This window comes from Devosia sp. Root436, from assembly GCF_001426345.1.
GTDB lineage: Bacteria > Pseudomonadota > Alphaproteobacteria > Rhizobiales > Devosiaceae > Devosia.
The window spans coordinates 328,770-354,308 of record NZ_LMEM01000012.1 but is presented as its reverse complement, the minus strand read 5'-3'; the positions used below and the strand labels follow the sequence as shown (position 1 = coordinate 354,308).

Here is a 25,539-nt window from a genome sequence, read left to right as displayed (position 1 = left end):
AATCGATCCGACACCGCAGCCGCGATCTGGGTCGCCATCCAGATCGCGGCATCCAAAAGGATGGCACGAGCTAACCACAAAGCGCTAATACAAGGGCTACTGGAACATTGAGCTAACAGTAGCCCTCATGGTGAGGTGCGCGTTCTTCATGCGCCTCGAACCACGAGGGCGTGCCCCCGCCCCAATTCGCCCGCACCCACCTGCCAGTCTTGCCCGCAACCCCCACGCCATGGCATCACCATCAGCGGAGACCGGACATGAAGACTTTCATCGCCACCCTCACCACGACCCTGCTCCTCGCCAGCCCGGCTTTTGCGGATGGCAAGATTTACGTGCAGCTGCCCGACCTCAGCAGCATAACCGGCGCCGAGGCCGAGGCCTTTCTCAGCGAAGTGGTGCTGGCCAATGTCGTCTCGTCCAACTGCCCGGACTTTGCCATCACCGACGAGGAATGGTCGCTGCTGACCGACTCCGCCGATATCCTGGCGCGCGAGCAATTGCGCCTCAGCGTCGATGAGTATGACAGCCGGTTCTACGGCCCGGCCTTCGATGCGCTCGACCGCCCCGAAACCTGTGCGGAGGCCGGTCCGGGCGTGCAGCCGACCCTCGACCGGCTGGTGGAGCTGGGCGGCTCGCGCGCGGCCCTGCCCGATCAGGATGCCGCCTACGCGGCCGAACAGGCGCGCCAGGCATCGTGGGATGCTCCTGCCGCTACCCAAGGAAAGACCAAGACCAAATGAGCGTCATCGCCCTCGTCCTCGTCGCCCTCGTGGCCTTGCTCCACCTCTACATCCTCGTCCTCGAAATGTTCCTGTGGACCGGCCCGCGCGGCCAGAAGGCCTTCGGCCTGACGCCCGAATTCGCGGCCCAGACCAAGGCCCTGGCCGCCAATCAGGGGCTCTATAACGGGTTCCTGGCCGCCGGGCTGATCTGGAGCCTCGTCCATCCGCAGCCGGAATTCGCCTGGCAGATCGCCATGTTCTTCCTCGCCTGCGTGGCCGTGGCCGGGATTTACGGCGCGGCGACGGCCAGCCGGAAGATCCTGTTTATCCAGACCGTGCCCGCCGTCATCGCCATGCTGGCGGTGATGTACCTGTAGGGCCTATCCCGCCAGGCTGGCCAGCACCCGCACCCAGCTCCGAATGCCGCGGTGATAGCTGTCGAGGTCGTATTTCTCGTTGGGCGAGTGGATCTGGTCATCCACATGGGCAAAGCCGATCAGCAGTGTATCGAGTCCGAGGATACGCTTGAAATCGCCCGCCACCGGAATGGACCCGCCCGAGCCGGTGACCACGGCCGGCTTGCCCCATTCGCCGCTCAGCCCCTGCAGCGCCCGGCGCAGATGCACCCCGTCTGACGGCACGGTGATGGCCGGCGAGCCGCCATGGGCGTGGAAGCTCACCGAGCAATCGGCCGGGATGCGCTCCTCGACATGCTTGCGGAAGGCGGCGCGGATGCGTTCCGGCTGCATGCCCGAGACGAGGCGGAAGCTGATCTTGGCGCTTGCCCTGGCCGGGATCACGGTCTTGAAGCCGTCCCCGGTATAGCCGCCGATCATGCCGTTGATCTCGCAGGTCGGGCGCGCCCACAGCATTTCGAGCACCGAGTGGTCCGCCTCGCCCGCCGGTAACGATAGCCCGGCCTCGCCGAGGAAGGCCGCCTCGTCGAAGCCCAGCCCCTGCCACTGCGCCTTGAGCGCGGGGCTGATCTCGGCCACGTCGTCGTAAAAGCCCGGCAGGGTCACCGAGCCGTCCGGCGCGCGCAAGGATGCGATGATCTCGGCCAGAACCTGGTTGGGGTTGCGCGCCGCATTGCCGAACATGCCGGAATGCAGGTCCTTGTTGGCGCAGGTGATTTCCACCTCCTCGGCCACCAGCCCCCGCAGCATGGTGGTGATCGACGGCGTCTGGCGATCCCACATATCGGTGTCGCAGACCAGCGCAATGTCGGCAGCGCCAAGCTCGGCTCTGTTGGCCTCCATGAAGGGTGGCAGATTCTTGCCGCCACTCTCCTCCTCGCCCTCCAGCATCAGCGACACGCGCACAGGCAGCGATCCCGTCGCCGCCTTCCAGGCGCGGCAGGCTTCGATGAAGGTCAGCATCTGCCCCTTGTCGTCCGAAGCCCCGCGCGCCACGATGATCTGGCGGCCATTGGCGTCGGTCTTCAGCACCGGCTCGAACGGATCGGTATGCCACAGCTCAAGCGGATCGACCGGCTGCACATCGTAATGGGCATAGAACAGCACATGGGGCCCCGCCTGTTCCGGCCCATGCGCCACCACGACGGGATGGCCCGGCGTCGGCCGCGCCGTGGCGTCGAAACCCAGGCCCGTGAGTTCATTGGCGATCCAGTCGGCGGCGCGCCGGCACTCCCTGGCATAGGCCGGGTCGGTGGAAATGGATTTGATGCGCAGCAGCGCATAGAGCCGTTCGAGGCTCTGGTTGAGGCCGGCATCGACATGAGCGAGAACGGCATCGATCTGGGTGGAGGCGGTCATGCGGCTGATTCCCCTTTTGCCGCTACACTCGCCGCCGCGGCGCGTGCTGTCCAGCACCGGTTGCCGTGCGGCGCCGGGTCGGATAGTTCATATAGTAACACTAATGCGGCAGTGCCGCAGGGGAGCTGCATGGTCACGCGCGACACACCAGACAGGACGGCAAGCGAGCTGATCGCCTCGATTGCCGGTCGCGTGCCGCTGCGAAACCTGCATTCGCAGGTGCTGTGGCAGCTCGGTGTCGCCATTGTCGGGGGCGACTATCCCGAAGGCTCCATCCTGCCGTCCGACAGCGAATTGCTGGCGCGCTTTGCCGTGTCGCGCACCGTGTTGCGCGAAGCGCTCAAGACCCTGGCCGCCAAGGGCATGATCGAGGCGCGTGCCCGCATCGGCACCCGCGTCCTGCCGCGCTCGCGCTGGAACCTGTTCGATTCCGACGTGCTGTCCTGGCATTTCGAAACCGGGCCCGATGTCGAGCTGCTGCGCAGCCTGGCCGAAATCCGCATCGGCGTCGAAGTGGAATCGGCGGCCCTGGCCGCGTCGCGCCGCAGCGACGCACAGGCCGAGGCCCTGCTCGCCATCGCCATCAGCATGGGCGAGGCCAGGACCCCCGAGGAATTCGCCCGCACCGACCTCGCCTTCCACCGCACCGTGGCCGAGGCCTCGGGCAATCCGTTCATGGCCTCGGTCAGCGCGCTGGTCGAACTGGCGCTGACAGCGGCGTTCACCATCAGCTCGCCGGTCGAGGACGCGGCGCTGACGGCCGCCGCCGTCAAGTCGCATACCCGTATCGCCCGTGCCATCGAGGCCGGCGATGCCGACGAGGCCCGGGCCGCCATGAAAGCCGTCATCACCGAAGGCTTCGGCCGCGCCGCCGGGCGCATGGCCGAAGGCAAGCCCCGACGCAAATAAAGGAAAAAGCCGGAATGGTGGAGCTGAGCGGGATCGAACCGCTGACCTCGTCATTGCGAACGACGCGCTCTCCCAACTGAGCTACAGCCCCGTTCCGACGCGTGCTGATATGGACAATAATCGGGGCGAGGGCAAGGGGGATAAATGGCCCTTGCCCCTATCTGGCTAAGCCAGCTTGTACGCCACCAGCGTTCCAGCTGTGGCGAGAATCGCGTCGGGCGCGGGGATCAGGGGGCGGCCGAGCAAGGCGATGGCGCCGCTCGAATCGAGTTGCTTGGGCAGGCCCAGTTCGGCCAGACTGCCGCGCACGTCGCGGTCGAAGAGGCCATAGAGCCGCACGGCCCAGTCGGGCATTTGCCGCCGCGGCACGCGCCGGTCGGGATAGCGCGCCGCCACCAGGTCGGCCACCTGCTTGAAGAACAGGGTGCGCTCGCCCATGGGGAAGCGCTGGCCGCCGGCCTGGGGCGCCGTCATCGCCGCCACATGGGCAGCGGCCACGTCGCGCACATCGATGACGGTAATGGGAATGCGCGGCAGAGCCGGCACCGAGCCATTGAGCAGGCGCTGGATGAGAATGGCCGAGGTGCCGGGATCTTCGTCGAGCAGCGGCCCGAAAATGCCGCTGGGATTGATCACCGCCAGCGCGTCATGCCGGCCGGCGGCGTCCATGATCTCCCAGGCGCGGCGTTCGGCCAGGGTCTTGGATTCCTGGTAGAAGTTGACGCCGCGGCCATGCAGGTCCGTCCAGTCGTCGGCGGTGAAGCTCGTCCGGCTTCGGTCGTGGCCATAGGCGATGGCAGCCATGGACGAGGTCAAGACGATCCGCTCGGCGCCGGCCTTGTTGGCGGCGTTGAGCGCCCGCGTGGTGCCCTCCACGGCCGGGCCGATCAGCGCCATCTTGTCGGCGGGAATTTCGAGCACGAAGGGCGAGGCGGTGTGCTGCACATAGCGGCAGTCCGCGGCGGCTTCGTTCCAGCCCGCATCGTCCATCAGCTCGAGCGCCACGAATTCGAGCCGGGATATGTCGGCACCGGCGCGCTGGAGGGTATCGCGCACCTTGCCGGCCTTGCCGAGGTTGCGCAGGCTGCCCCGAACGGTGTAGCCAGCATTGAGCAATTGGAGGGCGACATGGCCGCCGAGAAAGCCGGATATGCCGGTCAGCAGGACGCGGTCGGTCATCGAAATCTCCCTTACATATTGAACGATAGATACGATAATCGTTCAATATGTTCAAGTGTGGGGTCGCGAATTTGAATCAGGCGGCGCAGGACAAGATGGCGGAGCGGCGGCGGCGCATTCTCGATGCTGCCCGACTGCTGATGCTGCGCGACGGGCTGCGCGGCACGACGATGGAAGCCATTGCCCGCGAGGCGCGCATTGCCAAGCCGACGCTCTATGCCCAGTTCGCCGACAAGGAAGCGGTGTTTGCGGGCATACTCGACGAATTGACCGAGGCGCTGGTGGCTGGCTTCGATGCCGGCATGGCCGGAAAGGGCAATGTGGGCCAGCGCATCGGCGCTGCCATGGCCGGCAAATATGGCGCCATCGCCCATGCCATCGAAGGCTCGCCCTTTGCCGAGGAGCTCTACGCCACCCATAGCCGCGTCTCGGCCCGTTTCCGCGAACTCGACGCGCGCATGAACGCGGAAATCGTCGCGGCGCTGAAGGCAGCCGGCGTGGCCGAACCCGGCGAGCTCAACCGCCTGATCCAGGCCGCCAGCTATGGCGTGGCGCGCAAGATGGTGGACGAAACCTCGGTGCGGGCGGCGATCCCGGTCCTGTGCGAGCGGTTGATCGGACCGGAATTAAGCTGAACTCAGCGCTGTGCCTACCCTCCCCCAGCGCCGCTCGGCCCGCAGGGCCGTAGCAAGGGGAGAGGGGAAGGCCGTGCCTTAAACCGTCGCCCAGCCCCCGGTCTTCTCGCTCTCGAATACCGCATCGATCACCCGCATCGAGGCAATCGCGTCCTCGATGCCCCAGGGCAGCGGCTTCTCGCCCAGTACGGCCAGCGCGAAGGCCTCGGCCTGTTCGGTATATTGGTCCACCGCCGGCAGGATTTCGCGCCGCGCCAGCGAGCCGTCGAAGGGGGCGCCGGTATCCACGGTGATGGCGGTGCGCTCGTGGGGCGGGGCGTTGAAGGGGATGATCACCTCGAGCTTGGCCTTGCTGCCCAGCACCAGCACCCGCTGATGCGGCGTCGTCTGGGTCGAGCAGGTGAAACTGAGCTGCCGTCCATTGCCGAAATCGGCGATGACGCTGGCCAGCTTGTCGGTGCCGAAATTTGCGTCGCGCTCGACCAGCGAGACGACCCGCTTGGGCTCGGCCTCGAACAGGAAGCGCGCGGCGGTGATCGGGTAGCAGCCGATATCCATGATGCCACCACCGCCGATATCGGCCTGGTTGCGCACATTATTGGGGTCGGCATTGAAATAGGTGAAGGCCGCATTGATGGCCCGCACGTCGCCCAGCTCGCCCGAGCGAACGATCTCGCGGGCACGTTGCCATTGCGGATGGAACCGCACCATGAAGGCTTCGAGCACGATACGGTCCGGCGGGCACTGGCGCAGCGCTTCGGCATCGGCAGCGTTGAGCGCGATGGGCTTTTCGCACAGCACATGCTTGCCGGCCTTGGCCGCCGCCACGGTCATGGGGACATGCAGGTGGTTGGGCAGGGGATTATAGATGGCGTCGATGTCGGGGTCGGCGAACAGGGCCTCATAGGAGCCATAGGCCTTGGCGATGCCGAGCTTGTCGGCTGCCGCGCGGGCCTTGCCCAGGTCGCGCGAAGCGATGGCGACGACTTCGGAATGTTCCGAAGCCATGATGCCTGGCGTCACCTTCTGCATGCCGATATTGGCGGTGGACAGAATTCCCCAGCGGACTTTTTTGCTCATGACGCACTCCTGTTTGGTGCGCAGAGCTTTAGCGGCGAGGTGGGGGATTGGCTAGTATGGAAGCGGCCTGGTGCTCCGCATGCGCATCGGCCACGCCGAGCCGCCAATAGGCAGCAGCCTTAATACAGGTCGAAATCGTCGATGCTAACAGTCTGCTAACCAACTCGGCCCGGTGTTAACGCACGAGGCCGAGCATCCTGTCCTGCGCCTGGCGCAGTGCGAAGAGGCGCGTCGCGGTATCCGGCTGGCTGTTGGCCGACGTCAGCAGCTCGCCCTTTTTTACCGGCGCCGTCACCTTGCCGCCTTCGAGCAGGCCCACCGGAACCGCACCGGCAGCGCGGCTGTCCGTGATGGTCATGGTGTAGGAGCGGTAGCAGGTTTCTCCAATGGCATCAAAGGTTTCGCCGGGTGTCAGGTTGCGCTTGGCCACGGCGCAGACCTCGGCCACCGGCTGGGGCAGCGGCACCATGTCGGGCTTGCCATAGAGCATGATACGGGCGCAGGTCAGGGGCACCTCCAGGCTCGTCAGGTGGTAGGGCCGGAAGAAACTGTAATAGGGGCCGTGGCCGATATGGAGGTCATCCATCCGCTCGATGATGCGGGGATGCTCGGGCTTGACGATGACGAAGACGCCGGGGGCCACGCCCTTGCCGATGGTGAAATCGACCACGCCGGAGCGGTTGAGAATCCCGCCATCCGCCTTTGGAATCAACACCTTGGCCATGTCGTCGCGGTCGGCCTTGGGCCCGTGCATGCCGGGCACGTCGGGCACCAGCCCGGTTGCATTGGCGATGGCGCACATTTCCACCATGGTCTTGGAGCCATCGACGAATTCCACCAGCATGCGGGGGTTCATGTTGCGGCGGGTCGCCTCTTCCCGGTAGTCGTCGGGCACGGCGTCGTGACGCAGGGGATTGTTCTTGCCTTTGCCGGCGGCGACGATGGGCAGGCCCAAAGCGCTCACGAATTCAATGAGTTCCATGCAGGAGCTGGGCTCGTCCCCGGCGCCGACCGAGTAGACCACGCCCAGCTTGTCGGCCTGCGCCTTGAGGTAAGGCCCGATGGTCACGTCGGCCTCGACATTCATCATCACCAGATGCTTGCCATGTTCCATGGCGAGCAGGTCGTAATCCGCCGCGACGCCGGGTTTGCCCGTCGCGTCGATGACGACGTCGATATTGGGTGTGGTGACAAGGGTTTCGGCCGAGGTGATGGCGATCTTGCCGGCCTCGATGGCTGCCGTCGCCTGGGCCGCGCTGTCGGCAATTCTCCCCCTGGAATCATCGCCATAGGCAATGGTCATGGCGTCGAGCGCGGTATGGGGCCGGCGGGTGGCGATAGCCGCCATCTCGATGCCGGCCATCAGGCTCATCTGGGTCACCAGGTCCGTGCCCATCTCGCCCGAACCGATGACGCCGACGCGGATCGGCTTGCCGGTTTCGGCGCGGGCGGCAAGGTCGCGGGCGAGGCCGGTCAGGGCGATTGAGGCGGTCATGGCAGGTCCAAATTCGAAGAGTCGTGCTTGGGTTACCCCCCTCCGATTGTCGGCCGCAAGGGAAAAGCGCGGTTGTGCCAGAACGGGGCGGCGGCAGGGGCGCCGAAGCCTTGGTTGCAAGGCGGAAACGCCGCAATCCCCATCCGCATCAAGGTTAGCACTTCTTAAACCGTTCCCATGGAAACTGGCGCTTGGAGAAAACTCCGGGGGCATTATTCGCCATGGTCAGCAAGGCCAAGAAATCCGTCGCTTTGCCAGCAGTCATCGATCTCGATTCGCTCGATAGCATCCGTGACAGCCTGATCGACGCGATCGAGGAGGGACCGGTTACCGTGACGGCCGGGGCGGTCGAGCGCGTGTCGACCAATGCGCTGTTCATGCTGATCAGCGCGGCCGAAACCGCCCGGAGAAATCATTTTGACTTTGCCATTGAGCAGCCGAGCGCGGCCCTTGTGACCGCCATCGAGCGCCTGGGTCTCGGCACCCAGTTTTCGGGGATGATGAGAGGATGACGACTTTGCGGGTTCTCACGGTGGACGATTCGAGGACGATCCTCGCCATGCTGCACCATACCCTCTCCAATGCCGGGTTCGAGGTTCTGCAGGCCGAAGACGGCAAGCAGGGGCTCGATGTCCTCAAGACCGAGACGGTCGATGTGGTCATCACCGATATCAACATGCCCGTCATGGACGGTATCGAATTCATCAAGAACGTGCGGGCAACGGGCAATCACCAGAGCCTGCCGATCCTGATCCTCACCACCGAAACCAGCCAGGACAAGCGCGACCAGGGCAAGGCTGCTGGCGGCACGGGCTGGATCGTCAAGCCCTTCGATCCCGAAAAACTCATCTCGGTCATCCACCGGGTCGTGCACTAAGCCCCCAGAACCCAGAAGGGTTGGACGTGTTCGCATGAGCGATCTCGACGATTTCAAAGCCACATATTTCGACGAATGTTCGGAGCTTTTGACCGAGCTCGAGGAGCAGTTCGCGGCGATCGAGGCCGGTGAGCGCGATGCGGACCGGCTCAATGCCGTGTTCCGCGCCATCCACTCGATCAAGGGCGGCGCCGGCGCCTTCGGCTTTTCGGCGCTGGTGGGCTTTGCCCATGCCTATGAGACGCTGCTCGACTATGTGCGCGATGGCCGCATCGAGATGAGCGACGACGTGGTGGCGCTATGCATCCGCGCCAACGACATCGTGGCCGACCACGTCAAGGCGGCCCAGACCGGCGAGGCCTTGCCGGCCGATTACGGCATGGACGAAAAAGAGCGCTTCGACGCCCTGGCGCGCGGCGACGCTGCTGCCGGCGACGATGAAGACGGCGATCCGCTCGACGAATTCGACATCGAGTTTACCCCGGTCATGGTCAATCTCGACGCGCCCGAGGCCCCGGCGGCAATGGCCGCGGGCGAGGCACCCGTCGACGATGCCTTCGATTCTGCCCCGATGCAGATCGAGCCGGGTCACTGGGAAGTGCGCTTCACGCCGCATCGGGCGCTCTATGCCCGCGCCAACGATCCGCTGCTGCTGTTCCGCGAACTGGCGGCCTTGGGCGAGATGCATGTCCGCGCCGTGCTGGAAGAGATTCCGCCGCTGAGCGATTTCGAGCCCTTTGCGGTCTATTGCTCCTGGGAGATCACCATGATCTCCCCCTCGCTCACCGAGGCGATGATCCGTGAAGTCTTCGAATTCGTCGAAGGCGATTGCGATATCGCGGTAGCCCAACTCGGCAGCGCCACGGCAGGGTTCGATATCCCGCCGGCGCCCGAACCGGTCGTGGCGGTGCCCAAGCCGGCCATCAACGAAGAGCCCGATCCGGCCGACCTGCTGGCCCTGGCCGATGATGAAGTGGCGACCCTGCTCGACTTTTCGGCGGATGCCAATGTGGCGCCCGAACCTCAGTTCGCGCCCGAGCCGGAACCTGCCCCGGTCAGCGTTCAGGACAGTTTCGAGGAGCCGCCGGCCCTCAGCTTTGCCGAGCTGGCCGAAACCATCCAGCCAAGCCCGGTAGCCAAGCCGCCCACGCCTGTTGCCGCTGCGGCGGCGCCGGTCCGCGTTGCGCCGCCGGCCGCTCCCAGCGAGGGCGAAGAGAGTGGCGGCAATCGCAGTGTCGGCGTGCAGTCGATCCGTGTCGATCTCGACAAGGTGGACCGCGTGGTCAACATGGTGGGCGAGCTGGTCATCACCCAGTCCATGCTCACCCAGCAGATGGATGAGACGCTGCGGGCGCGCTATACGGAACTGGTGCGGGGCCTGGAAGTGCTGGCGCAGACGACGCGCGGGCTGCAGGATTCGGTGATGGCGATCCGCGCCCAGCCGGTCAAATCGGTGTTCTCCAGAATGCCGCGGCTGGTGCGCGAGCTGGCGACCAAGACCGGCAAGAAGATCAAGCTCGAAACCATCGGCGAGAACACCGAAATCGACAAGACTGTCATCGAGCAGTTGAGCGATCCGCTGACTCACATGATCCGCAACTCGGCCGACCACGGTATCGAGTCGCCTGAGACGCGCACAGGCCGCGGCAAGTCCGAGACCGGTACGATCCGTCTTTCGGCCGAACAGGCGGGAGGCAATATCCTCATCATCGTGGAGGACGATGGCGGTGGCATCAATCGCGAGCGCGTGCTGCAAGTGGCGCGCGACAAGGGTGTCGTGGCGCCCGACGTCAATCCGACGGACGAGCAGATCGACCAGTTGATCTTCGCGCCCGGCTTTTCGACGGCCAGCGAAGTCAGCGACATTTCCGGCCGAGGGGTCGGCATGGATGTGGTGCTGAGCAATATCAAGAAGATCGGTGGCTCGGTGCATGTCCGCTCCTGGACCGGCAAGGGCACGCGCATGACCTTGCGGCTGCCGCTGACGCTGGCGGTGCTCGACGTCATGCTGGTCAAGGTCGGCGAGAGCCCTTACGTGGTGCCGCTCTCCTCGATCGTCGAAACCATCCAGTGCTCGCGCGCCAGCTTCGAGCGGGTGCCATCAGGCGGCCAGGTGCTGCAGGTGCGGGGCGAATATGTACAGGTCATCGACCTGGCGCAGCGCTTCGAGATGGTGACCGAGACCGATCCCGAAAACCGGTTCGTGGTGCTGTGCGAGGCCGAAGGTTCGGCCAAGGTGGCGCTCATCGTCGACGACATCATCGGCCAGCAGCAGGTGGTGATCAAATCGCTGGAAGAGAATTTCGAACGCGTGGACGGCATTGCCGGCGGCACGATCCTGGGGGACGGCAATGTCGCGCTGATCGTCGATGTGCAGGGACTCAAGACCACGATCGTTCACAAGAATGCGGCATAGCGGCCACTGGACATAAACGTGGCCTTAAGCGGTCGCTGGTAAAAGCGTAGCCGCCCAGAACAGGCGGCAGAAAGGCGAAAAAATGGAAGCGCTCGGTTTGCGTGACGACATGGGCGACAAGTCGGCTGTCGCCGCCCAGAATTCCCTGCAGTTGATCGCCTTCTCGATCGGCGAGCAGACCTATGGCGTGGAGATCACCACGGTCCGCGAAATCCGCGCCTGGAACGGCGCGACGCCGCTGCCCAATACGCGCGAATTCGTGCGTGGCGTGATCAACCTGCGTGGCACGATCGTCCCGATCTTCGATCTGCGCGCCCGCTTCGGCGATGGCCAGACCTCCCCCACCAAGAACCATGTCGTGGTGGTGATGAGCGTCGGCGACAAGTGGGTCGGCATCCTGGTCGATGCGGTCAGCGACATTCTCACCGTGTCGCGCGACGACATCCACAATGTGCCGGAAGGCAATTCGATCGATACCGAGCTGCTCAACGGCATCGTCACCCATGAGAGCCGCATGGTCGGGCTGATCGACCTGCACGCCGTGGTCAGCGGCGCCAAGATGGACGGCTAGGCTGGTTCATCGCCGGGTTGAATAGAAGGGGCGCTGCGGCGCCCTTTTGTTTGGGCGGCGTATAGTCGTAATTGTGGAATGAGGCTCTTCCGGCGACCGCCATGGGGTGGTTTGCTGACTGGCTGCTTTTAGCTACCATGGTGGCCAAGCTGCCGTCGATAAGGGCTCGCTGCGCTCGCTCGGACGTCGACAAACGGAAGGAAACTCAATGTTCGCGATCATTTCGGATGGTCAGATTCTTGGGTATTCCGAGTTAGAGCAAGGTGATCCACCAATGGGGGTCGCCTTTGGCCGCTTCGTTCCAGCCGAAGGTTTCGACGCGTTCGTCCGCGCAGTTCCCCCTGACATCACCGATGGAGACCGCGTCCATATCTGGAATAGGCTTGGGGCGAGGACCTCCCAAGGCGTCGTGCTCCAATGTGCCGGCGTCTGCATCCGCTACGACCTCAAAGATAAACATACCAGCGAGGTCGAGGTGCTGGGGATAAGCTCCCCTCCCTACGACGAATTGTTTCCGCACCACGTCGAGGCTTACGACTTACTATTTCGGCCCTGAAGGTCGGCAAACAAGTCCGCTTTGGGGAGCCTGACGAATAGGGTCCAAGGGTAGAAAAGGGGTCGAAAGCAGCCGAATGCGCGGTCGGGTATGCGCCCATGAAAAAGGCGCCGTTCGGCGCCTCTGCATCAATCGGTTTCCGCGGAAGTTTCAGAACAGGTCGACGTCGCCGTGGCTCTGGTGGGCGGCGATGCCTGAAAGGGCGGGGACGCGGAGTTCGTCGAGGGTGAGGCTCGACCAGATCTCGTCATAGACGCTGTCGGGTGCGTTGGCGGGCAAGAGAGCGAACTGGCGGACGGCAAGCGCCATGTTGTGGCAGCGCTGCTCGATACGATCCTGGCCCTGCAGGGCTGTTACGATCATCTGGACGGCCTCGTTTATGGTGGCGTCCTTGCTCAGGTTCTTGTCGGCAAGAAGGTCTAGCGCTTCCGTGATGCCTTCTAGCATCGACGCCGTCTGGCGCGCCGTCTCATCGAGTTCTCTCGCGAGTTTCTGCAGTGACATAAAGATTGAATCCTAGCCCCGTTCAGACCACCCTATCGCAGTATTTCTAAAGCTCTTCTTGCCGAATTTGGCGGTGTGGTATTCCTCGGTCGGCGTGGTTAGCAATTGGCTAACGAGTTTTCCGCTACGATCCGAACCATTGGCGCGTTGGGGTTGCAAGACGACAAATGGTATTGCCGAACTCTCTACCACCCGAATTCGATCGTGGGGTGGTTACGACCGTGCACCAGGGCGATTGCCATGTCTCCGATGCGGCCGACCTCACTTATTCCACCGTCCTGGGCTCCTGTATTTCGGCCTGCGTTCGCGACCGGGTGGCCAATGTGGGCGGCATGAACCACTTCCTGCTCGCTGAGCAATCCGGCTCCGCCAAGGACCGCTACGGCGCCTCGGCCCGCTACGGGGCGTTCGCCATGGAACAGCTCATCAACAAGGTGCTGACCAAGGGCACCGGCAAGAAGGCCAATCTCGAAATCAAGGTGTTCGGCGGCGGCAAGATCAATTCGGCGCTGGACGATGTCGGCCGCAAGAATATCGACTTCGTGCGGCAATTCCTGCTCGATGAAGGCTATGTCGCCATCAGCGAGGATCTGGGCGGCACCTATGCCCGCCGCGTGCTGTTCAAGCCGCATTCCGGCCGCGCTTTCGTCAAGCGCCTCGACAGCGATGTGGGTGACAATGTGGCGCGCGAAGAAGCCGCGATCGCCAAGCGCCGCATCGTGTTGCCGGCTCCGGTGGACGATATCGAACTGTTTTGACTTCGATACTTGCGGGATGCCGCCTTCGGCCCGGCCTGACGCAAGTCTCTTCGCAAAACTCTGCCCACCGTTTGTCGCAGATCGCGGCCCCTGTCCCGAAACAGGACAAATCTTCAGATTGTCGCAATCGGGCTTAGCAAAGTCTTACGTGCCGACAGGTCTTTATAGATTTGATTAACCATTGCCGACGTAGAGTCCGGCCATGTTGGACCCCCTGTTGATTTGTGGATCAGGCGCGCCATGCCCAATCTGCGCCTAGCGCTTGTCATCGCTGCATTGTGGCTGGGCACCATGGCGCTGTCCGGGGTTGTCACCCTCACGCTCGGCGCCAGCCCGGCGGGGCAGGGGAGTGTGGCTGGGCTGGTGCTCGTGGCCCTGGCCGCAACGCTGTTCATTGCCACCAGGCTCGACCGGCGGGACCGGGATATGCTGGCTTCGGTGGCGCTGGCGGCCGGGCTCGGCGACCGGCCGGACGAAGTGCTGACCATTGCCGGCATCGTCATGCGGCTGGGCAAGCGCCTGGAACGGGCCCATCACAGCAAGATCGCCATCGCCGCCCTGCAGCAACCCGCCCTGGTCGTGGACGATGAGGGGGTGATCCTGGTGGCCAGCGCCGGCGCGACCGCATTGGTCAGGGGCGCCGAGGAGGGGGCTACGCTCGATGTCCTGTTCGGGCCGGGCTATCTCGATACCGGCGGCGGCGCGCCCGAAGAAACCATGATCACCGCTGGGAGCGGACGATTCACGGTGAGGCGCAGGCCCATTGCCTCGGGCCGCTATCTGCTCGAACTGGTGCCGGCCGGCCTCTATATCGAAGACGACGATCTCGACGCCTTTGCCGGGGCCCTGGCGAGCGGACAGACCGGGTTCCGCTTCGAAGCCAGGGCCGCGGCGGTCCATCCGGCGCTTGCGGCGCTCAATGACGGTCTCGCCACCCTCGATGCGGGGCTGCTGCAGCTCGAGGATGTGGCGGCCGGCGGCGGCGAACTGCCTAATGGGCTCGAAGGACCGCTGGGCGCATTGGCAACGCGGCTGCATGATTTCATCGCTGCCATCGTCGAACAGCTCGACGAGGAACGTGGGCTGCGGACGGGGCTCGAGGAGCGGCTGGCAGCGGTCGGGCGCCTGCTCGATGGCTTCGAGCAGCGGGTGGCCCGCTATGGCGCACTGACCCAGGAAAGCCGCGACGATGCCGGAGCCACCAGTCGCGCCCTGGCCGATGGCGGCGGGCGGCTGCGGCAGGCGCTTGCCATCGGGCGCGAGGCACAGGAGCTGCTGGGGCAGGCCGACATGGCGGTGCGGCGCAACCAGGCGCTGGTGGGCGAGATCGACCAGATGACCCAGGAAATCGACAAGATGGTGCAGGCCATCGAGGATGTCTCCTTCCGCACCAACCTGCTGGCGCTCAATGCCGCGGTGGAGGCGGCGCGGGCGGGCGAGAAGGGGGCGGGCTTTGCCGTGGTGGCCGACGAGGTGCGCCAGCTGGCGCAACTGACCAACCGTTCGGCCCGCGATATCCGCGGCGTGGTCAAGCGCGGCCGGGCCCAGTCCGAGACCGGGGTGAGCGAGGCGCAGGGCCTGCAAAAAATGATTGCCGGGCTCGATGCGCATTTACGCAATCTAAGCAATGAAACCGATACGATCGTTGCGACACTGGACGAGGGTGACGCGGCGCTGAAGCGCCTCACCGGGCGAATGGCGTCGTTCGGCGAGACAGCGGAGCCCGGTGCGGCCCCGCTTGTGCGACGGGCGCGCGCCTGATCCCCGCATCCGCGGACCAGTAGGCAATTGGGGTATGCCGCATGGAACAGGGAGAAATCTCCCTCAGCGACCGTGAGTTTTCGCGGATCAAGAACCGGGTCTATTCTGTCGCCGGTATCTCGTTGAGCGATGCCAAGAGAACACTGGTCATTTCGCGGCTCAGCAAGATCGTGCGGGCCCTGGGCCTGCCGGGCTTCGACGCCTATGTGGACTATCTCGAGCGCGCCGGTTCGGCCCAGGACGGGCAGGATTTCGTCAATGCGCTGACCACCAACCTCACCCGCTTCTATCGCGAAGACCATCACTTCGAACACCTGCGCTCCTATGTCGGTGCGCTGGTTGCCGAAAAGCCGCGCGGCAACCGCCTGCGCATCTGGTCCGCCGGCTGCTCGACGGGGCAGGAGCCCTATACTATCGGCATGGACCTGCTGGCGGCGTTTCCCGAGCTCAAGCGCTGGGACTTCAAGATCCTGGCGACCGATATCGACACGGCTGTCATCGCCAAGGCGGCGCGCGGCTCGTATCCAGAAAATGAACTCAACGGGCTCAGCGCCGAGCGCGCCAGGCAGTTGGAGAAGGTGGGCGATGGCACGATCCGCATTCCCGCGGCGGTGCGGGAGCTGGTCTCGTTCAAGCCACTCAATCTCATCGGGCCGAACTGGCCGATGAAAGGCCCCTTCGACGCCATCTTCTGCCGCAACGTGGCGATCTATTTCGACAAGCCGACGCAGGGGGAAGTGTTCGGCCGCCTCGGCAAGCTGCTGGCGCCGGAAGCCTTCCTCTATATCGGCCATTCGGAAAATCTGGGCTCGGGCGGCGACGGATTCCGCTTGGTCGGCAAGACCATCTACCAATCAAAGCAGAAACTGAACAAACGAGAAGTGGCATGAGCATCAAGGTCCTGGTCGTCGACGATTCGGCGCTGATCCGCGAAGTGCTGACGCGCATGCTGACGCGCGATGGCGATATCGACGTGGTGGGTACGGCAAAAGATCCGATCGACGCACGCGAGAAGATCAAGGCGCTCAATCCCGATGTCGTGACGCTCGATATCGAAATGCCCAACATGAACGGGCTGCAGTTTCTCGACAAGCTCATGCGCCTGCGACCGACGCCGGTGGTGATGGTGTCGACGCTGACCAAGAAAGGGGCCAGCGAGACGCTGCTGGCGCTGGAGCTGGGCGCCGTCGATTTCGTGGCCAAGCCCAGTGCCGAAGCCGAAGGCGGCATCGAGGCGTTTGGCGCCAACCTGCGCGACAAGATCCGCGCTGCCGCCAAATCCGACGTGCATGGTCGCTCGACCGGGCGGGCCGAGGCGCCCAAGATTGCGGTCAAGACCGCTGCCGCGCCGGCCGGGGCGCTCATCGCCATCGGCGCCTCCACCGGCGGCGTCGAAGCCATCCGGGCGGTGCTGGCCAGCATGCCGGTCGACTGCCCGCCTATCGTCATCGCCCAGCATATGCCGCCGGGCTTTACCAGCCGCTTTGCGGCGCGGCTCGACGAGGTTTGCGATCTCAAGGTGGTGGAAGCGGAAGACCGTATGCCGCTGCTGGCGGGCCATGCCTATGTGGCGCGGGGCGACTACCACCTGCGCGTCGAACGCTCATCAGGCCAGCTCAAGGCGCGCTTGACCCACGACGACCTGGAAAGCGGCCATCGCCCCAGCGTCGATGTGCTGTTCGAGTCAGTGGCCAGGACGGTCGGTCCCATGGCGGTCGGTGCGATCCTCACCGGCATGGGCCGGGATGGCGCACGCGGGCTCAAGATGATGCGCGATGCCGGCGCCTATACGGTGGGCCAGAGCCAGGCATCGGCCCTGGTCTATGGCATGCCGCGGGTGGCGTTCGAAGAAGGCGCGGTGGTGGAGCAGGCGCCGGTCGAAGCAATCGCCGCGCGGCTCGCCAATGCCCTGGTGCGGCTGAAATCGGCTGCCTAAGGCCTCTGTCGCAATGCCATGCGCCAGGTTGAGAGATTTGTAACGCTTCTTGCCTAGGGTTTGCTCGAAAGAACGGAGTCCTCGGACTCCACGCGCCAGAAGGTGAATACGACCATGCCTAAAGCCAGCGCAGTCAGCGTCCTCATCGTCGACGACCAGCAGTCCATGCGCGGTATCTGTAAATACATTCTCACCCAGCTCGGCTTCAAGGATATCATCGAGGCCAAGAGCGGGCGCGATGCGCTCGGCAAGCTCGAAAAGTCCAATGTCGACCTGATCATTTCCGACTGGAACATGGAAGATATCGACGGGCTGACCCTGCTCAAGGTCATCCGCAAGCATCCGCGCACCCAGGCCATGCCGTTCATCATGGCGACCGGGCGCTCGGACAAGGAGCAGGTCAAGGAAGCCATTTCCTTCGGCGTCAACAACTACATCATCAAGCCATTCGACGCCTCGACCATGAAGAAGCGTATCGAAGCGGTGATCGGCGCGCTGAGCTGATCGGGCAAGCGGCCCATAATTCAGGATTTTTTGACACCTCCCGACCCCGGTCGGGAGGTGTTCTGCTTTGTGATGCTCATTTTTGCGGCAGAAGCGGGTGAATCCGGACGCACCGTGAATAACCGTAAGGAGCGGTTAATCCCCCGGATATATCGTTTGCAGAAATTCGATTCACGTCGGGGGCGATTGTCGCTGCCGGAGCCAAGCAGGGCTCCCATCAAGGCAGGCGCGACGATCGGTGAGGAGCATCAGGACCAATGAAATTGTTTCCGCAGTTGAAGATTGCCCAGAAGTTGCCGCTGGTGCTTGTTGGCTCGGCCCTGCTCGTGGGCGCGGGCGTCGGGCTTTCCAGCTATCTGATCGGTCTGGGGACCGTGCAGAACCAGCGCAACCAATCCATGCAGGCATCGCTCAACACGGCAGTCTCACTGGTCAGCGACTATTATTCGAGCGCCGAAGTCGACCTGCGGCTCTTTGTGCAGCGCTCCGATACCGTGACGGCTATGAAGAACCTGACGCGGGCGCTCGACGAAATGCGCATGGGCCTCAAGGAGCGCGCCGCCCCGCAATTGCAGGCGGCCTATGGCACCGAAAGCCCCAATCCCGAGGACCGCGCCGCGGTCGACACTGTCGGGGCAAAGGGCGCGACCTACGACGCGCCGCACAAGCGATACCACCCCGGCTTCCGCTCGCTGATGCAGGAACGCGATTATTCGGACGTGCTGCTGATCAGCGCTGCCGGCGACGTAGTCTATTCGGTGGCCAAGAACACCGATTTTGCCACCAACGTCGTCACCGATCCGGCAATGGCCGCTTCGGGACTGGGCCAGGCCTTCGCGGCCGCCAAGGATCTTGCCGACGGCCAGGCTGCGTTCGTTGACTACACGACCTATGGGCCGACAGGCACGGCCGAGAGCTTCATGGCCATGCCGGTGTTCGAAAAGGAAGAAAAGACCGGCATCATGGTGCTGGCCATTTCGACCGATGCGCTCAGCGCAAGGGTGTCGGCGCTGTCGGGCCTGGGTGAGACCGGTGAAGTCTTGGTGGTGGGCGCCGATGGGTTGCTGCGCACGGAGTCGCCGCGCACCGAAGCGCCCGACGTGCTGCAGACGACCCTGACCTCCGATGTTATTGCGCGCGCCTTTGCCGGCGAGAATGGCGAAGGCTTCAGCACCGATTATCGCAACGCACCCATGGTGGTGCGCGCCGGGCCGGTCAGTGTCGGCGCCGTTACCTGGGCCGTGGCGGCTGTGCAGCCGCAGGACGAGGTCTATGCGCCGGTCAACAATATGCGCAACATGATCCTGCTCGTGGGTGGGGCGCTGCTCGCGCTCGCCGCGTTGGTGGGGTATGTCTTCTCCCGCTCCATCAGCCGGCCGATCAGCCGCCTGACCACGACGATGGATGCGCTGGCCGATGGCGATCTCGATGTCGAGGTGCAGGGCGCCGATGGCAAGGACGAACTGGGCGCCATGGCCCGCGCTGTGGAAGTGTTCCGCGAAAACGGACTCAAGGTGGCGCAGATGACCGAGGCGGAAGCCGCCCAGATCATCCGGACCCAGGCCGAACGCGCCGCCATGATGCAGGATCTGCAGCGGGCCTTCGGCGCGGTGGTGGATGCCGCTATTGCCGGCGATTTCACCAAGCGGGTCGATGCCGAATTCCCTGATGACGAGCTCAATACGCTGGCCCGCTCGGTCAACAACCTGGTGGCGACGGTGGATCGCGGCGTGGGCGAAACCGGCTCGGTGCTGGCTTCGCTGGCCGATACCGACCTGACGCGCCGCATGGAGGGCGACTATCAGGGCGCCTTCGCCAAGCTCAAGGCCGATACCAATGCGGTGGCCGAAAAGCTGACCGACATTGTCGGCCAGCTCAAGGACACCTCGCGCACGCTCAAGACCGCGACGGGGGAAATTCTCAGCGGCGCCAATGATCTTTCCGAGCGCACCACCAAGCAGGCGGCAACCATCGAGGAAACCTCGGCGGCCATGGAGCAGCTCGCTTCGACCGTGCTGCAGAATGCCGAGCGCGCCAGGGAAGCCAGCGGCGTCGCCTCGACGGTGACCCGAACGGCCGAAGAGGGTGGGCAGGTAATGCACCAGGCGACCGAAGCCATGGAACGCATCACTCAGTCCTCTGGCAAGATTTCCAACATTATCGGGCTGATCGACGATATCGCCTTCCAGACCAACCTGCTGGCGCTCAATGCCTCGGTGGAAGCGGCGCGGGCCGGCGATGCCGGCAAGGGCTTTGCCGTGGTGGCCGTGGAAGTGCGGCGGCTGGCGCAATCGGCGGCCAATGCGTCGAGCGAAGTCAAGGTGCTGATCGAGCAGTCGGCAGGCGAGGTCAAGGGCGGCTCCAAGCTGGTGCTCGACGCTGCCAGCAAACTCGAGGCCATGGTGACCGCGGCGCGGTCGTCGAATGAATTGATGAGCGGCATCGCCAAGGACAGCCGCGAACAGGCCGGGGCCATCGAAGAGGTCAATACCGCCGTTCGCACCATGGATGAGATGACCCAGCACAATGCTGCGCTGGTCGAAGAGATCAACGCCTCCATCGAGCAGACCGAGGCCCAGGCCACGGAACTCGACCGGATCGTCGATATCTTCGCCATCAACGAGACGGCGCCGGCCCAGCGTCAGGCACGTCCCGAGCCGGCGCGCGCTGCCCCGGTCAAGACGTTTGCCGATGGCGCGCGTGGATTGCAGGATAAGCTCAAGACGGTGGCCAAATCCTATCTCAGCCACGGCAATGCCGCAGTCGACAAGGACTGGAACGAGTTCTAGCCGAATTGGCACGAGCCAGAAGAAAGGGCGCTTCATCGGGCGCCCTTTTTCATTGGCGCGGCACCGCAACTACCTATTAGCACTCGCGGCCTACGGGCTTCCATACAAGTGTGAGCCGATTCCCGGGCTGGTCTTGACCGGTACGCGGTGGCAATCGGGGTCGATTGTCCAAGTTTTCGTCATAATTCTGCATTCGAAACGACTAATTTGTCGCCGGAAACGATACCGGGCCGATTTGGACAACTTTCGATTAACGGCTATCCCGTAATTTTCCTGATCAGTAAGTCCGCAAAGCACGCGCGATAGTCTCGCCGCGTCCGGACCGTCGGGGGAACAAACCTATGCGCAAGCTCTTTGCCGTCTTCGGCAATATCAAGATGACCACGGCCATCGCGGCGCTGGTCCTGATCGCCATTATCGGATCCATCGCCGCGGTGTCGGGCGCCATCTATATGAACCTGTATGCCCAGTCGATTACCGACAGCAAGGTGCAGCAGCAAACCAATCTGGCGGTTGCCGCTACGATCCTGGAGCGGCGCATTTCCGGTTCGGTACTGAACTGGACCGAGGAAGGCACGATGGATGCGTTCCAGAGCTGGGCCGTGCCCCCATTCTACGACACTGAAATCATCGATTCGGTGACGCGCGTCACCAAGCAGGATGCAAGCATCTATGTGTTCGACGCTGCGACGCAGGTTCTGGCGGGCAAGACCACCAGCATCGCCGCTCCGGACGGGACGCGTGTCGCGGACCTGATGCTCGACGCCTCCAGCCCCGCCTATGAAGCGATCCTGGCCGGGGAGCCGTTCATCGGCCAGCTGCCGATCAACGGCATCAGCTATTTTGCGGCCCTGCAGCCCATCGAGAAGATGAGCGGCGAAGTGATGGGCGCTATCTTCGTGGGGACGCCGATGGCCAATGTCGAGGCTTCGGCCAATGGCGTGCTGGGGCTGATCCTGATGGTTGGTGGTCTCGTGACCGTCGGGCTGGGCCTTATCGGGCTGCTACTGTCGCGCTTGATCACCAAGCCCATTCCCAAGCTGGCCGGCTCGATGGAAGCCATTGCCGAGGGCAATTACGAAACCGAAGTGCCCTATACCGAGCAGGGCAACGAAGTGGGCGCCATGGCCCGCGCCGTGGAAGTATTCCGCCAGAACGGGCTGCGCGTCAGCCAGATGACCGAAGCGGAAGCCGCGCGCATCATAGCCGACCAGGAAAACCGGCAGAAGATGATGAGCGAGCTGCAGTCGGCCTTCGGCGAGGTGGTCGATGCGGCCGTTGCCGGCGACTTCACGCGGCAGGTGGCGGTGGAATTCCCCGATCCCGAGCTCAACGGGCTGGCGGCCGGCGTCAACAACCTGGTGTCGACCTTCAATCGCGGCGTGACCGAGATCGGCCATGTGCTGGGGGCGATGGCCAATACCGATCTTACCGAGCGCATGGAGGGCGACTATGAAGGCGCCTTCGCCACGCTCAAGTCCGACATCAACGCGGTGGCCGACAAGCTGACCGAAGTGGTCGGCCAGCTGCGCCACACGTCGGGGTCGCTGAAGACCGCGACGGGGGAAATCCTTTCGGGCGCCAACGACCTTTCCGAACGCACCACCAAACAGGCCGCGACCATCGAGGAAACCTCGGCGGCCATGGAGCAACTGGCGACGACCGTGCTCAAGAATGCCGAGCGCGCCAAGGATGCCAGCGTCAACGCGGCGCAGGTGACCCGCACCGCCGAAGAAGGCGGGCAGGTGATGGATGCGGCGACATCGGCAATGGAGCGCATCACGCAATCCTCGGCCAAGATTTCCAACATCATCGGCATGATCGACGACATCGCCTTCCAGACCAACCTCCTGGCGCTGAACGCCTCGGTCGAGGCTGCCAGGGCCGGCGATGCCGGCAAGGGCTTTGCCGTGGTGGCCGTGGAAGTGCGGCGCCTGGCGCAGAGCGCCGCGCAGGCATCGAGCGAGGTCAAGGTGCTGATCGAGCAGTCGGCCGGGGAAGTCAATTCCGGTTCCAAGCTGGTAGGCGACGCGGCCGGCAAGCTCAAGGCCATGCTGGATGCGGCGCGCGGCAATAACGGGCTGCTGGAATCCATCGCCAATGACAGCCGCGAACAGGCTTCGGCGATCGAGGAGGTCACCACCGCCGTTCGCACCATGGATGAGATGACCCAGCACAATGCGGCATTGGTGGAAGAAACCAATGCGGCCATCGAGCAGACCGAAGCGCAGGCCACCGAACTCGACCGCATCGTCGATGTGTTCCGCATCTCCCAGCAGGAGACGGGCAAGGCGCGTGTCGAGCGGACAGCGCCCGCCGGTGGCGCGCGCGACCTGCAGCAGCGCCTGCATGCGGCCTCGGCCAATCTCACCACCCACGGCAATGCCGCCGTGGCGCCGGACTGGAACGAATTTTAGCTCCAGCAGGCTACCGGAACGAACCAACCCCGCGGCACCCGGTGCATGCGGGGTTTTTCATGCCCGGACCGAGGCAATTCAAATTTGTCCGAACAAGTTGGATTATCTATATAATTGAATGATCTAGGGCGTTTCCCAGGCCTCCCGACAGGCGGCGGGCCGCCGGATTCGGGGATGATAAACACTCGATTAAGCCTGCGCTGATATTTTTCCCGGATCAAAGCGCGGGCAGATCCCACTGAACTGCGCGGGGGATACGGGGTAAATCGACATGTTGAAGCGCGCTGGGCACTTCCTGGGCAATATCAAGCTGACCACGATGATCGCCATCCTGGTGATCTCGGCGATCATCGTGTCGATCGCTGCGGTGACGACGGCGACCTATCTTACCCTCAGTGCCTCGACGCGTGCCAGCGCCATGTCGCAGCTGGAAGGCGACCTGCGCACGGCGGCGACCGTGGTGGGCGGCAAGCTGCCAGGCGCCGAAGTGGCCTGGGCCGAAGATGGCAGCATCGCCTCGGTCAAGACCTGGGCCATGCCACGCCTCTTCGTCAATCACGACCTGGTGGATTCGGTGGTTCGCCTCACCGGCGAAAGCGTGACCATCTACGGCGCCGAAGACGCCACCAAGCCGCTCACGGCGCTCAGCAGCACGCTGCTCACGCCCGAGGGCGAGCGCATGATGGGCCAGCCGCTCGACGCGACCGATCCGGCCTATGCCACGTTGCTCGAAGGCAAGCCGTATTTCGGCGAAGCTACGATACAGGGCACGGCCTATTACACCGCCTACCAGCCGATCCAGGATCAGGAAGGCGGCCTGATTGGCGTGCTCTATGCCGGCACCGACAAGGCCAGGCTGGAGGCCGGAATTCTGTCGACCCTCTGGGTTCTGCTGGGCGTGGGTGCGGTCAGCCTCGTGATATTGGGTGTGCTGGGCTACGTCATGTCCCGCCTGATGATGGCGGCGGTGCCCAAGCTGGCGCAGACCATGAAGGCCGTGGCGGAAGGCGACTATGAAACCGAGGTGCCCTTTATCACCCAGGGCAACGAGGTCGGCGAGATGGCCCGGGCTGTGGAGATTTTCCGCGAGAACGGGCTCAAGGTCAGTCAGATGACCGAGGAGGAGCGCGCCGCGTCGCAGCGGCGTCGCGTCGAGCGCACCGATATGATGGTGGCCCTGCAGGCGGCCTTCGGCGAGGTGGTGGATGCCGCCATTGCCGGCGATTTTTCCAAGCGCGTGCATGCGCAATTCCCCGATGCCGAGCTCAACGCGCTGGCCGGCAGTGTCAACAACCTGGTCGAGACGGTGGATCGCGGCATCAGCGAAACCGGCAGCGTGCTGGCGGCATTGGCCGATACCAATCTCACCAAGCGCATGGCAGGCGACTATCAGGGTTCGTTCGCCAAGCTCAAGGCCGACACCAATGCGGTTGGCGACAAGCTGACGGATGTGGTGACGCAATTGCGCTCGACCTCGCGCGCCCTCAAGACCGCGACGGGGGAAATCCTCTCCGGCGCCAACGATCTTTCCGAGCGCACCACCAAGCAGGCGGCGACGATCGAGGAGACTTCGGCGGCCATGGAACAGCTTGCCTCGACCGTCGCGGAAAATGCCCGCATGGCGGAAGATGCCGATGTTATGGCCCAGTCGGTGTCCCACAGTGCCGCGCAGAGCGGCGTGACGATGACCGAGGCCAATGAAGCGATGGAGCGCATCACTTCGAGTTCGGCCAAGATTTCCAACATCATCGGCATGATCGACGACATTGCCTTCCAGACCAACCTCCTGGCGCTGAACGCTTCTGTCGAAGCGGCGCGGGCCGGTGACGCCGGCAAGGGCTTTGCCGTAGTGGCCGTGGAAGTGCGCCGCCTTGCCCAGAGCGCAGCCAGTGCATCGTCCGACGTCAAGGCGCTGATCGAGCAGAGCGCCAACGAGGTCAAGGGCGGCAGCAAGCTGGTCTCCAACGCCTCCGAGCAGCTGACGGCGATGCTGCAGGCCGTCAACGAGAATGCCAGCCTGATGCAATCGATCGCCAAGGCCAGCCGCGAGCAGGCAGCGGCCATCGACGAGGTGTCGGTGGCGGTACGGACGCTCGATGAGATGACGCAGCACAATGCGGCACTGGTGGAAGAGACCAATGCGGCCATCGAGCAGACCGAGGCGCAGGCGAGCGAACTCGACCGCGTGGTGGATATCTTCACCATCGAGGATGCCGCCGAGGCGCCGAAACGCGCTGCGGCGCCAGCGCCGCAGCGGGGCGTGGTCGACAAAGTGCGCTCGGCGGCCCGTTCCTACCTGACACAGGGCAATGCCGCCATCGCCAAGGACTGGTCGGAATTCTAGCGGCCGTCCTCGATCATGAGTTTTTAAAAGGGCGCCGCGTGGCGCCCTTTTTGTCATGCGATCACAGAAGCAAACGTACTTAACCAGGCCTTAAGGCCGCTCTGGCAAGGTGTTCCCGGACGCAGTTGTACTTTGAATTGGCATGTCGTGGCGGAAGCCATGACGGGAGCAACATGGCGTCGCTTTCCCGACAACCAGAATCCCCACAGCCCGCTTCGCGTGGGCGGTGCCGAGCTGGCTGCGGCTACCATCAGGGACAGATGCGGTCGATTTGAAGCGGCCCTTGCGAAGGGTCGCCGGGGCGGCCCCGT

At 64.0% G+C, this 25,539-nt stretch carries 22 protein-coding genes and 1 tRNA gene; 17 read left to right on the top strand and 6 right to left on the bottom strand.

Going from position 1 to position 25,539, the window contains the following annotated elements:
• Nucleotides 1–257: 257 nt before the first annotated feature.
• Both ASD04_RS14725 and ASD04_RS14720 read left to right on the top strand, forming a co-directional pair.
• Nucleotides 258–740, top strand: a complete 483-nt coding sequence (locus ASD04_RS14725; protein ID WP_056258426.1) for a hypothetical protein — start codon at nt 258–260, stop codon at nt 738–740.
• On the top strand, nt 737–1,099 hold the full coding sequence (locus tag ASD04_RS14720) for a DUF1304 domain-containing protein (RefSeq protein WP_056258423.1): 363 nt from the start codon (nt 737–739) through the stop codon (nt 1,097–1,099). The genes ASD04_RS14725 and ASD04_RS14720 overlap by 4 nt, the downstream gene beginning before the upstream one ends.
• 3 nt (nt 1,100–1,102) lie before the next feature.
• Here ASD04_RS14720 and ASD04_RS14715 read toward each other — a convergent pair whose 3' ends face one another.
• The gene (locus ASD04_RS14715) at nt 1,103–2,497 is read right to left on the bottom strand and encodes a M20/M25/M40 family metallo-hydrolase (RefSeq protein WP_056258420.1); all 1,395 of its coding nucleotides are present in this window, start codon (nt 2,495–2,497) and stop codon (nt 1,103–1,105) included.
• Nucleotides 2,498–2,626: 129 nt separating this feature from the next.
• On the opposite strand from ASD04_RS14715, the gene ASD04_RS14710 reads away from it, so the two are divergent.
• On the top strand, nt 2,627–3,406 hold the full coding sequence (locus ASD04_RS14710) for a FadR/GntR family transcriptional regulator (RefSeq protein ID WP_056258418.1): 780 nt from the start codon (nt 2,627–2,629) through the stop codon (nt 3,404–3,406).
• Nucleotides 3,407–3,421: 15 nt separating this feature from the next.
• On the opposite strand, the gene ASD04_RS14705 is transcribed toward ASD04_RS14710, so the two are convergent.
• Nucleotides 3,422–3,497, bottom strand: a tRNA-Ala gene (locus tag ASD04_RS14705).
• Nucleotides 3,498–3,571: 74 nt separating this feature from the next.
• Nucleotides 3,572–4,585 carry an NAD-dependent epimerase/dehydratase family protein gene (locus ASD04_RS14700; protein ID WP_056258416.1) on the bottom strand — a complete coding sequence of 338 codons (1,014 nt, stop codon included), beginning with the start codon at nt 4,583–4,585 and terminating at the stop codon, nt 3,572–3,574.
• A 71-nt stretch (nt 4,586–4,656) separates the two neighbouring features.
• Here ASD04_RS14700 and ASD04_RS14695 point away from each other — a divergent pair, with 71 nt between their 5' ends.
• Nucleotides 4,657–5,220 carry a TetR/AcrR family transcriptional regulator gene (locus tag ASD04_RS14695; RefSeq protein ID WP_162245140.1) on the top strand — a complete coding sequence of 188 codons (564 nt, stop codon included), beginning with the start codon at nt 4,657–4,659 and terminating at the stop codon, nt 5,218–5,220.
• 78 nt (nt 5,221–5,298) lie between these two features.
• On the opposite strand, the gene ASD04_RS14690 is transcribed toward ASD04_RS14695, so the two are convergent.
• Nucleotides 5,299–6,300 (bottom strand): Gfo/Idh/MocA family oxidoreductase, encoded by a 1,002-nt coding sequence (locus ASD04_RS14690; RefSeq protein WP_056258412.1) that lies wholly within the window; start codon nt 6,298–6,300, stop codon nt 5,299–5,301.
• A 175-nt stretch (nt 6,301–6,475) separates the two neighbouring features.
• Entirely contained in the window at nt 6,476–7,795 is a 1,320-nt protein-coding gene (locus tag ASD04_RS14685) for an NAD(P)H-dependent oxidoreductase (RefSeq protein ID WP_056258409.1), read from the bottom strand.
• Between the two features lie 221 nt (nt 7,796–8,016).
• Between ASD04_RS14685 and ASD04_RS14680 the strand changes: the two genes are divergently transcribed.
• The 5 genes from ASD04_RS14680 (at nt 8,017) to ASD04_RS14660 (ending at nt 12,215) form a co-directional block, all read left to right on the top strand.
• On the top strand, nt 8,017–8,307 hold the full coding sequence (locus ASD04_RS14680) for an STAS domain-containing protein (protein ID WP_056258407.1): 291 nt from the start codon (nt 8,017–8,019) through the stop codon (nt 8,305–8,307).
• Nucleotides 8,304–8,672 (top strand): response regulator, encoded by a 369-nt coding sequence (locus tag ASD04_RS14675; protein ID WP_056233101.1) that lies wholly within the window; start codon nt 8,304–8,306, stop codon nt 8,670–8,672. The genes ASD04_RS14680 and ASD04_RS14675 overlap by 4 nt, the downstream gene beginning before the upstream one ends.
• 34 nt (nt 8,673–8,706) lie before the next feature.
• Nucleotides 8,707–11,088: a chemotaxis protein CheA gene (locus ASD04_RS14670; RefSeq protein ID WP_056258404.1), complete on the top strand. Its 2,382-nt coding sequence runs from the start codon at nt 8,707–8,709 to the stop codon at nt 11,086–11,088.
• A gap of 82 nt (nt 11,089–11,170) precedes the next feature.
• The gene (locus ASD04_RS14665; RefSeq protein WP_056258395.1) at nt 11,171–11,659 is read left to right on the top strand and encodes a chemotaxis protein CheW; all 489 of its coding nucleotides are present in this window, start codon (nt 11,171–11,173) and stop codon (nt 11,657–11,659) included.
• A 208-nt stretch (nt 11,660–11,867) separates the two neighbouring features.
• A complete protein-coding gene (locus ASD04_RS14660; protein WP_056258392.1) occupies nt 11,868–12,215 on the top strand; it encodes a hypothetical protein in 348 nt (115 codons plus the stop codon).
• A 150-nt stretch (nt 12,216–12,365) separates the two neighbouring features.
• Here ASD04_RS14660 and ASD04_RS14655 read toward each other — a convergent pair whose 3' ends face one another.
• Nucleotides 12,366–12,719 carry a hypothetical protein gene (locus ASD04_RS14655; RefSeq protein WP_056258390.1) on the bottom strand — a complete coding sequence of 118 codons (354 nt, stop codon included), beginning with the start codon at nt 12,717–12,719 and terminating at the stop codon, nt 12,366–12,368.
• Nucleotides 12,720–12,928: 209 nt separating this feature from the next.
• Between ASD04_RS14655 and ASD04_RS14650 the strand changes: the two genes are divergently transcribed.
• From ASD04_RS14650 to ASD04_RS14615, 8 genes are all read left to right on the top strand, one after another.
• On the top strand, nt 12,929–13,477 hold the full coding sequence (locus ASD04_RS14650) for a hypothetical protein (protein WP_056258388.1): 549 nt from the start codon (nt 12,929–12,931) through the stop codon (nt 13,475–13,477).
• A 240-nt stretch (nt 13,478–13,717) separates the two neighbouring features.
• Complete coding sequence (locus tag ASD04_RS14645) at nt 13,718–15,238, top strand: methyl-accepting chemotaxis protein (protein ID WP_056258386.1); 1,521 nt, start codon at nt 13,718–13,720, stop codon at nt 15,236–15,238.
• Nucleotides 15,239–15,279: 41 nt separating this feature from the next.
• Complete coding sequence (locus ASD04_RS14640) at nt 15,280–16,128, top strand: protein-glutamate O-methyltransferase CheR (protein WP_056258383.1); 849 nt, start codon at nt 15,280–15,282, stop codon at nt 16,126–16,128.
• Nucleotides 16,125–17,174, top strand: a complete 1,050-nt coding sequence (locus ASD04_RS14635) for a chemotaxis response regulator protein-glutamate methylesterase (RefSeq protein ID WP_056258381.1) — start codon at nt 16,125–16,127, stop codon at nt 17,172–17,174. The genes ASD04_RS14640 and ASD04_RS14635 overlap by 4 nt, the downstream gene beginning before the upstream one ends.
• Nucleotides 17,175–17,288: 114 nt before the next feature.
• Entirely contained in the window at nt 17,289–17,678 is a 390-nt protein-coding gene (locus ASD04_RS14630; protein ID WP_056233086.1) for a response regulator, read from the top strand.
• A gap of 257 nt (nt 17,679–17,935) precedes the next feature.
• Entirely contained in the window at nt 17,936–20,467 is a 2,532-nt protein-coding gene (locus ASD04_RS14625) for a methyl-accepting chemotaxis protein (RefSeq protein WP_056258378.1), read from the top strand.
• Between the two features lie 341 nt (nt 20,468–20,808).
• Nucleotides 20,809–22,884 (top strand): methyl-accepting chemotaxis protein, encoded by a 2,076-nt coding sequence (locus tag ASD04_RS14620; protein WP_056258375.1) that lies wholly within the window; start codon nt 20,809–20,811, stop codon nt 22,882–22,884.
• A 271-nt stretch (nt 22,885–23,155) separates the two neighbouring features.
• Nucleotides 23,156–25,228, top strand: coding sequence for a methyl-accepting chemotaxis protein (locus tag ASD04_RS14615; RefSeq protein WP_056258371.1), 2,073 nt, complete (start codon nt 23,156–23,158; stop codon nt 25,226–25,228).
• The last annotated feature ends 311 nt before the right edge of the window (nt 25,229–25,539 follow it).

What these genes read in the sequence shown, in the direction of transcription:
- ASD04_RS14725 (WP_056258426.1), top strand. Translation starts at nt 258, where the DNA reads ATGAAGACTTTCATCGCCACCCTCACCACGACCCTGCTCCTCGCCAGC.
- ASD04_RS14720 (WP_056258423.1), top strand. Translation starts at nt 737, where the DNA reads ATGAGCGTCATCGCCCTCGTCCTCGTCGCCCTCGTGGCCTTGCTCCAC.
- ASD04_RS14715 (WP_056258420.1), bottom strand. Translation starts at nt 2,497, where the DNA reads ATGACCGCCTCCACCCAGATCGATGCCGTTCTCGCTCATGTCGATGCC.
- ASD04_RS14710 (WP_056258418.1), top strand. Translation starts at nt 2,627, where the DNA reads ATGGTCACGCGCGACACACCAGACAGGACGGCAAGCGAGCTGATCGCC.
- ASD04_RS14700 (WP_056258416.1), bottom strand. Translation starts at nt 4,585, where the DNA reads ATGACCGACCGCGTCCTGCTGACCGGCATATCCGGCTTTCTCGGCGGC.
- ASD04_RS14690 (WP_056258412.1), bottom strand. Translation starts at nt 6,300, where the DNA reads ATGAGCAAAAAAGTCCGCTGGGGAATTCTGTCCACCGCCAATATCGGC.
- ASD04_RS14685 (WP_056258409.1), bottom strand. Translation starts at nt 7,795, where the DNA reads ATGACCGCCTCAATCGCCCTGACCGGCCTCGCCCGCGACCTTGCCGCC.
- ASD04_RS14680 (WP_056258407.1), top strand. Translation starts at nt 8,017, where the DNA reads ATGGTCAGCAAGGCCAAGAAATCCGTCGCTTTGCCAGCAGTCATCGAT.
- ASD04_RS14675 (WP_056233101.1), top strand. Translation starts at nt 8,304, where the DNA reads ATGACGACTTTGCGGGTTCTCACGGTGGACGATTCGAGGACGATCCTC.
- ASD04_RS14670 (WP_056258404.1), top strand. Translation starts at nt 8,707, where the DNA reads ATGAGCGATCTCGACGATTTCAAAGCCACATATTTCGACGAATGTTCG.
- ASD04_RS14665 (WP_056258395.1), top strand. Translation starts at nt 11,171, where the DNA reads ATGGAAGCGCTCGGTTTGCGTGACGACATGGGCGACAAGTCGGCTGTC.
- ASD04_RS14660 (WP_056258392.1), top strand. Translation starts at nt 11,868, where the DNA reads ATGTTCGCGATCATTTCGGATGGTCAGATTCTTGGGTATTCCGAGTTA.
- ASD04_RS14655 (WP_056258390.1), bottom strand. Translation starts at nt 12,719, where the DNA reads ATGTCACTGCAGAAACTCGCGAGAGAACTCGATGAGACGGCGCGCCAG.
- ASD04_RS14645 (WP_056258386.1), top strand. Translation starts at nt 13,718, where the DNA reads ATGCCCAATCTGCGCCTAGCGCTTGTCATCGCTGCATTGTGGCTGGGC.
- ASD04_RS14640 (WP_056258383.1), top strand. Translation starts at nt 15,280, where the DNA reads ATGGAACAGGGAGAAATCTCCCTCAGCGACCGTGAGTTTTCGCGGATC.
- ASD04_RS14635 (WP_056258381.1), top strand. Translation starts at nt 16,125, where the DNA reads ATGAGCATCAAGGTCCTGGTCGTCGACGATTCGGCGCTGATCCGCGAA.
- ASD04_RS14630 (WP_056233086.1), top strand. Translation starts at nt 17,289, where the DNA reads ATGCCTAAAGCCAGCGCAGTCAGCGTCCTCATCGTCGACGACCAGCAG.
- ASD04_RS14625 (WP_056258378.1), top strand. Translation starts at nt 17,936, where the DNA reads ATGAAATTGTTTCCGCAGTTGAAGATTGCCCAGAAGTTGCCGCTGGTG.
- ASD04_RS14620 (WP_056258375.1), top strand. Translation starts at nt 20,809, where the DNA reads ATGCGCAAGCTCTTTGCCGTCTTCGGCAATATCAAGATGACCACGGCC.
- ASD04_RS14615 (WP_056258371.1), top strand. Translation starts at nt 23,156, where the DNA reads ATGTTGAAGCGCGCTGGGCACTTCCTGGGCAATATCAAGCTGACCACG.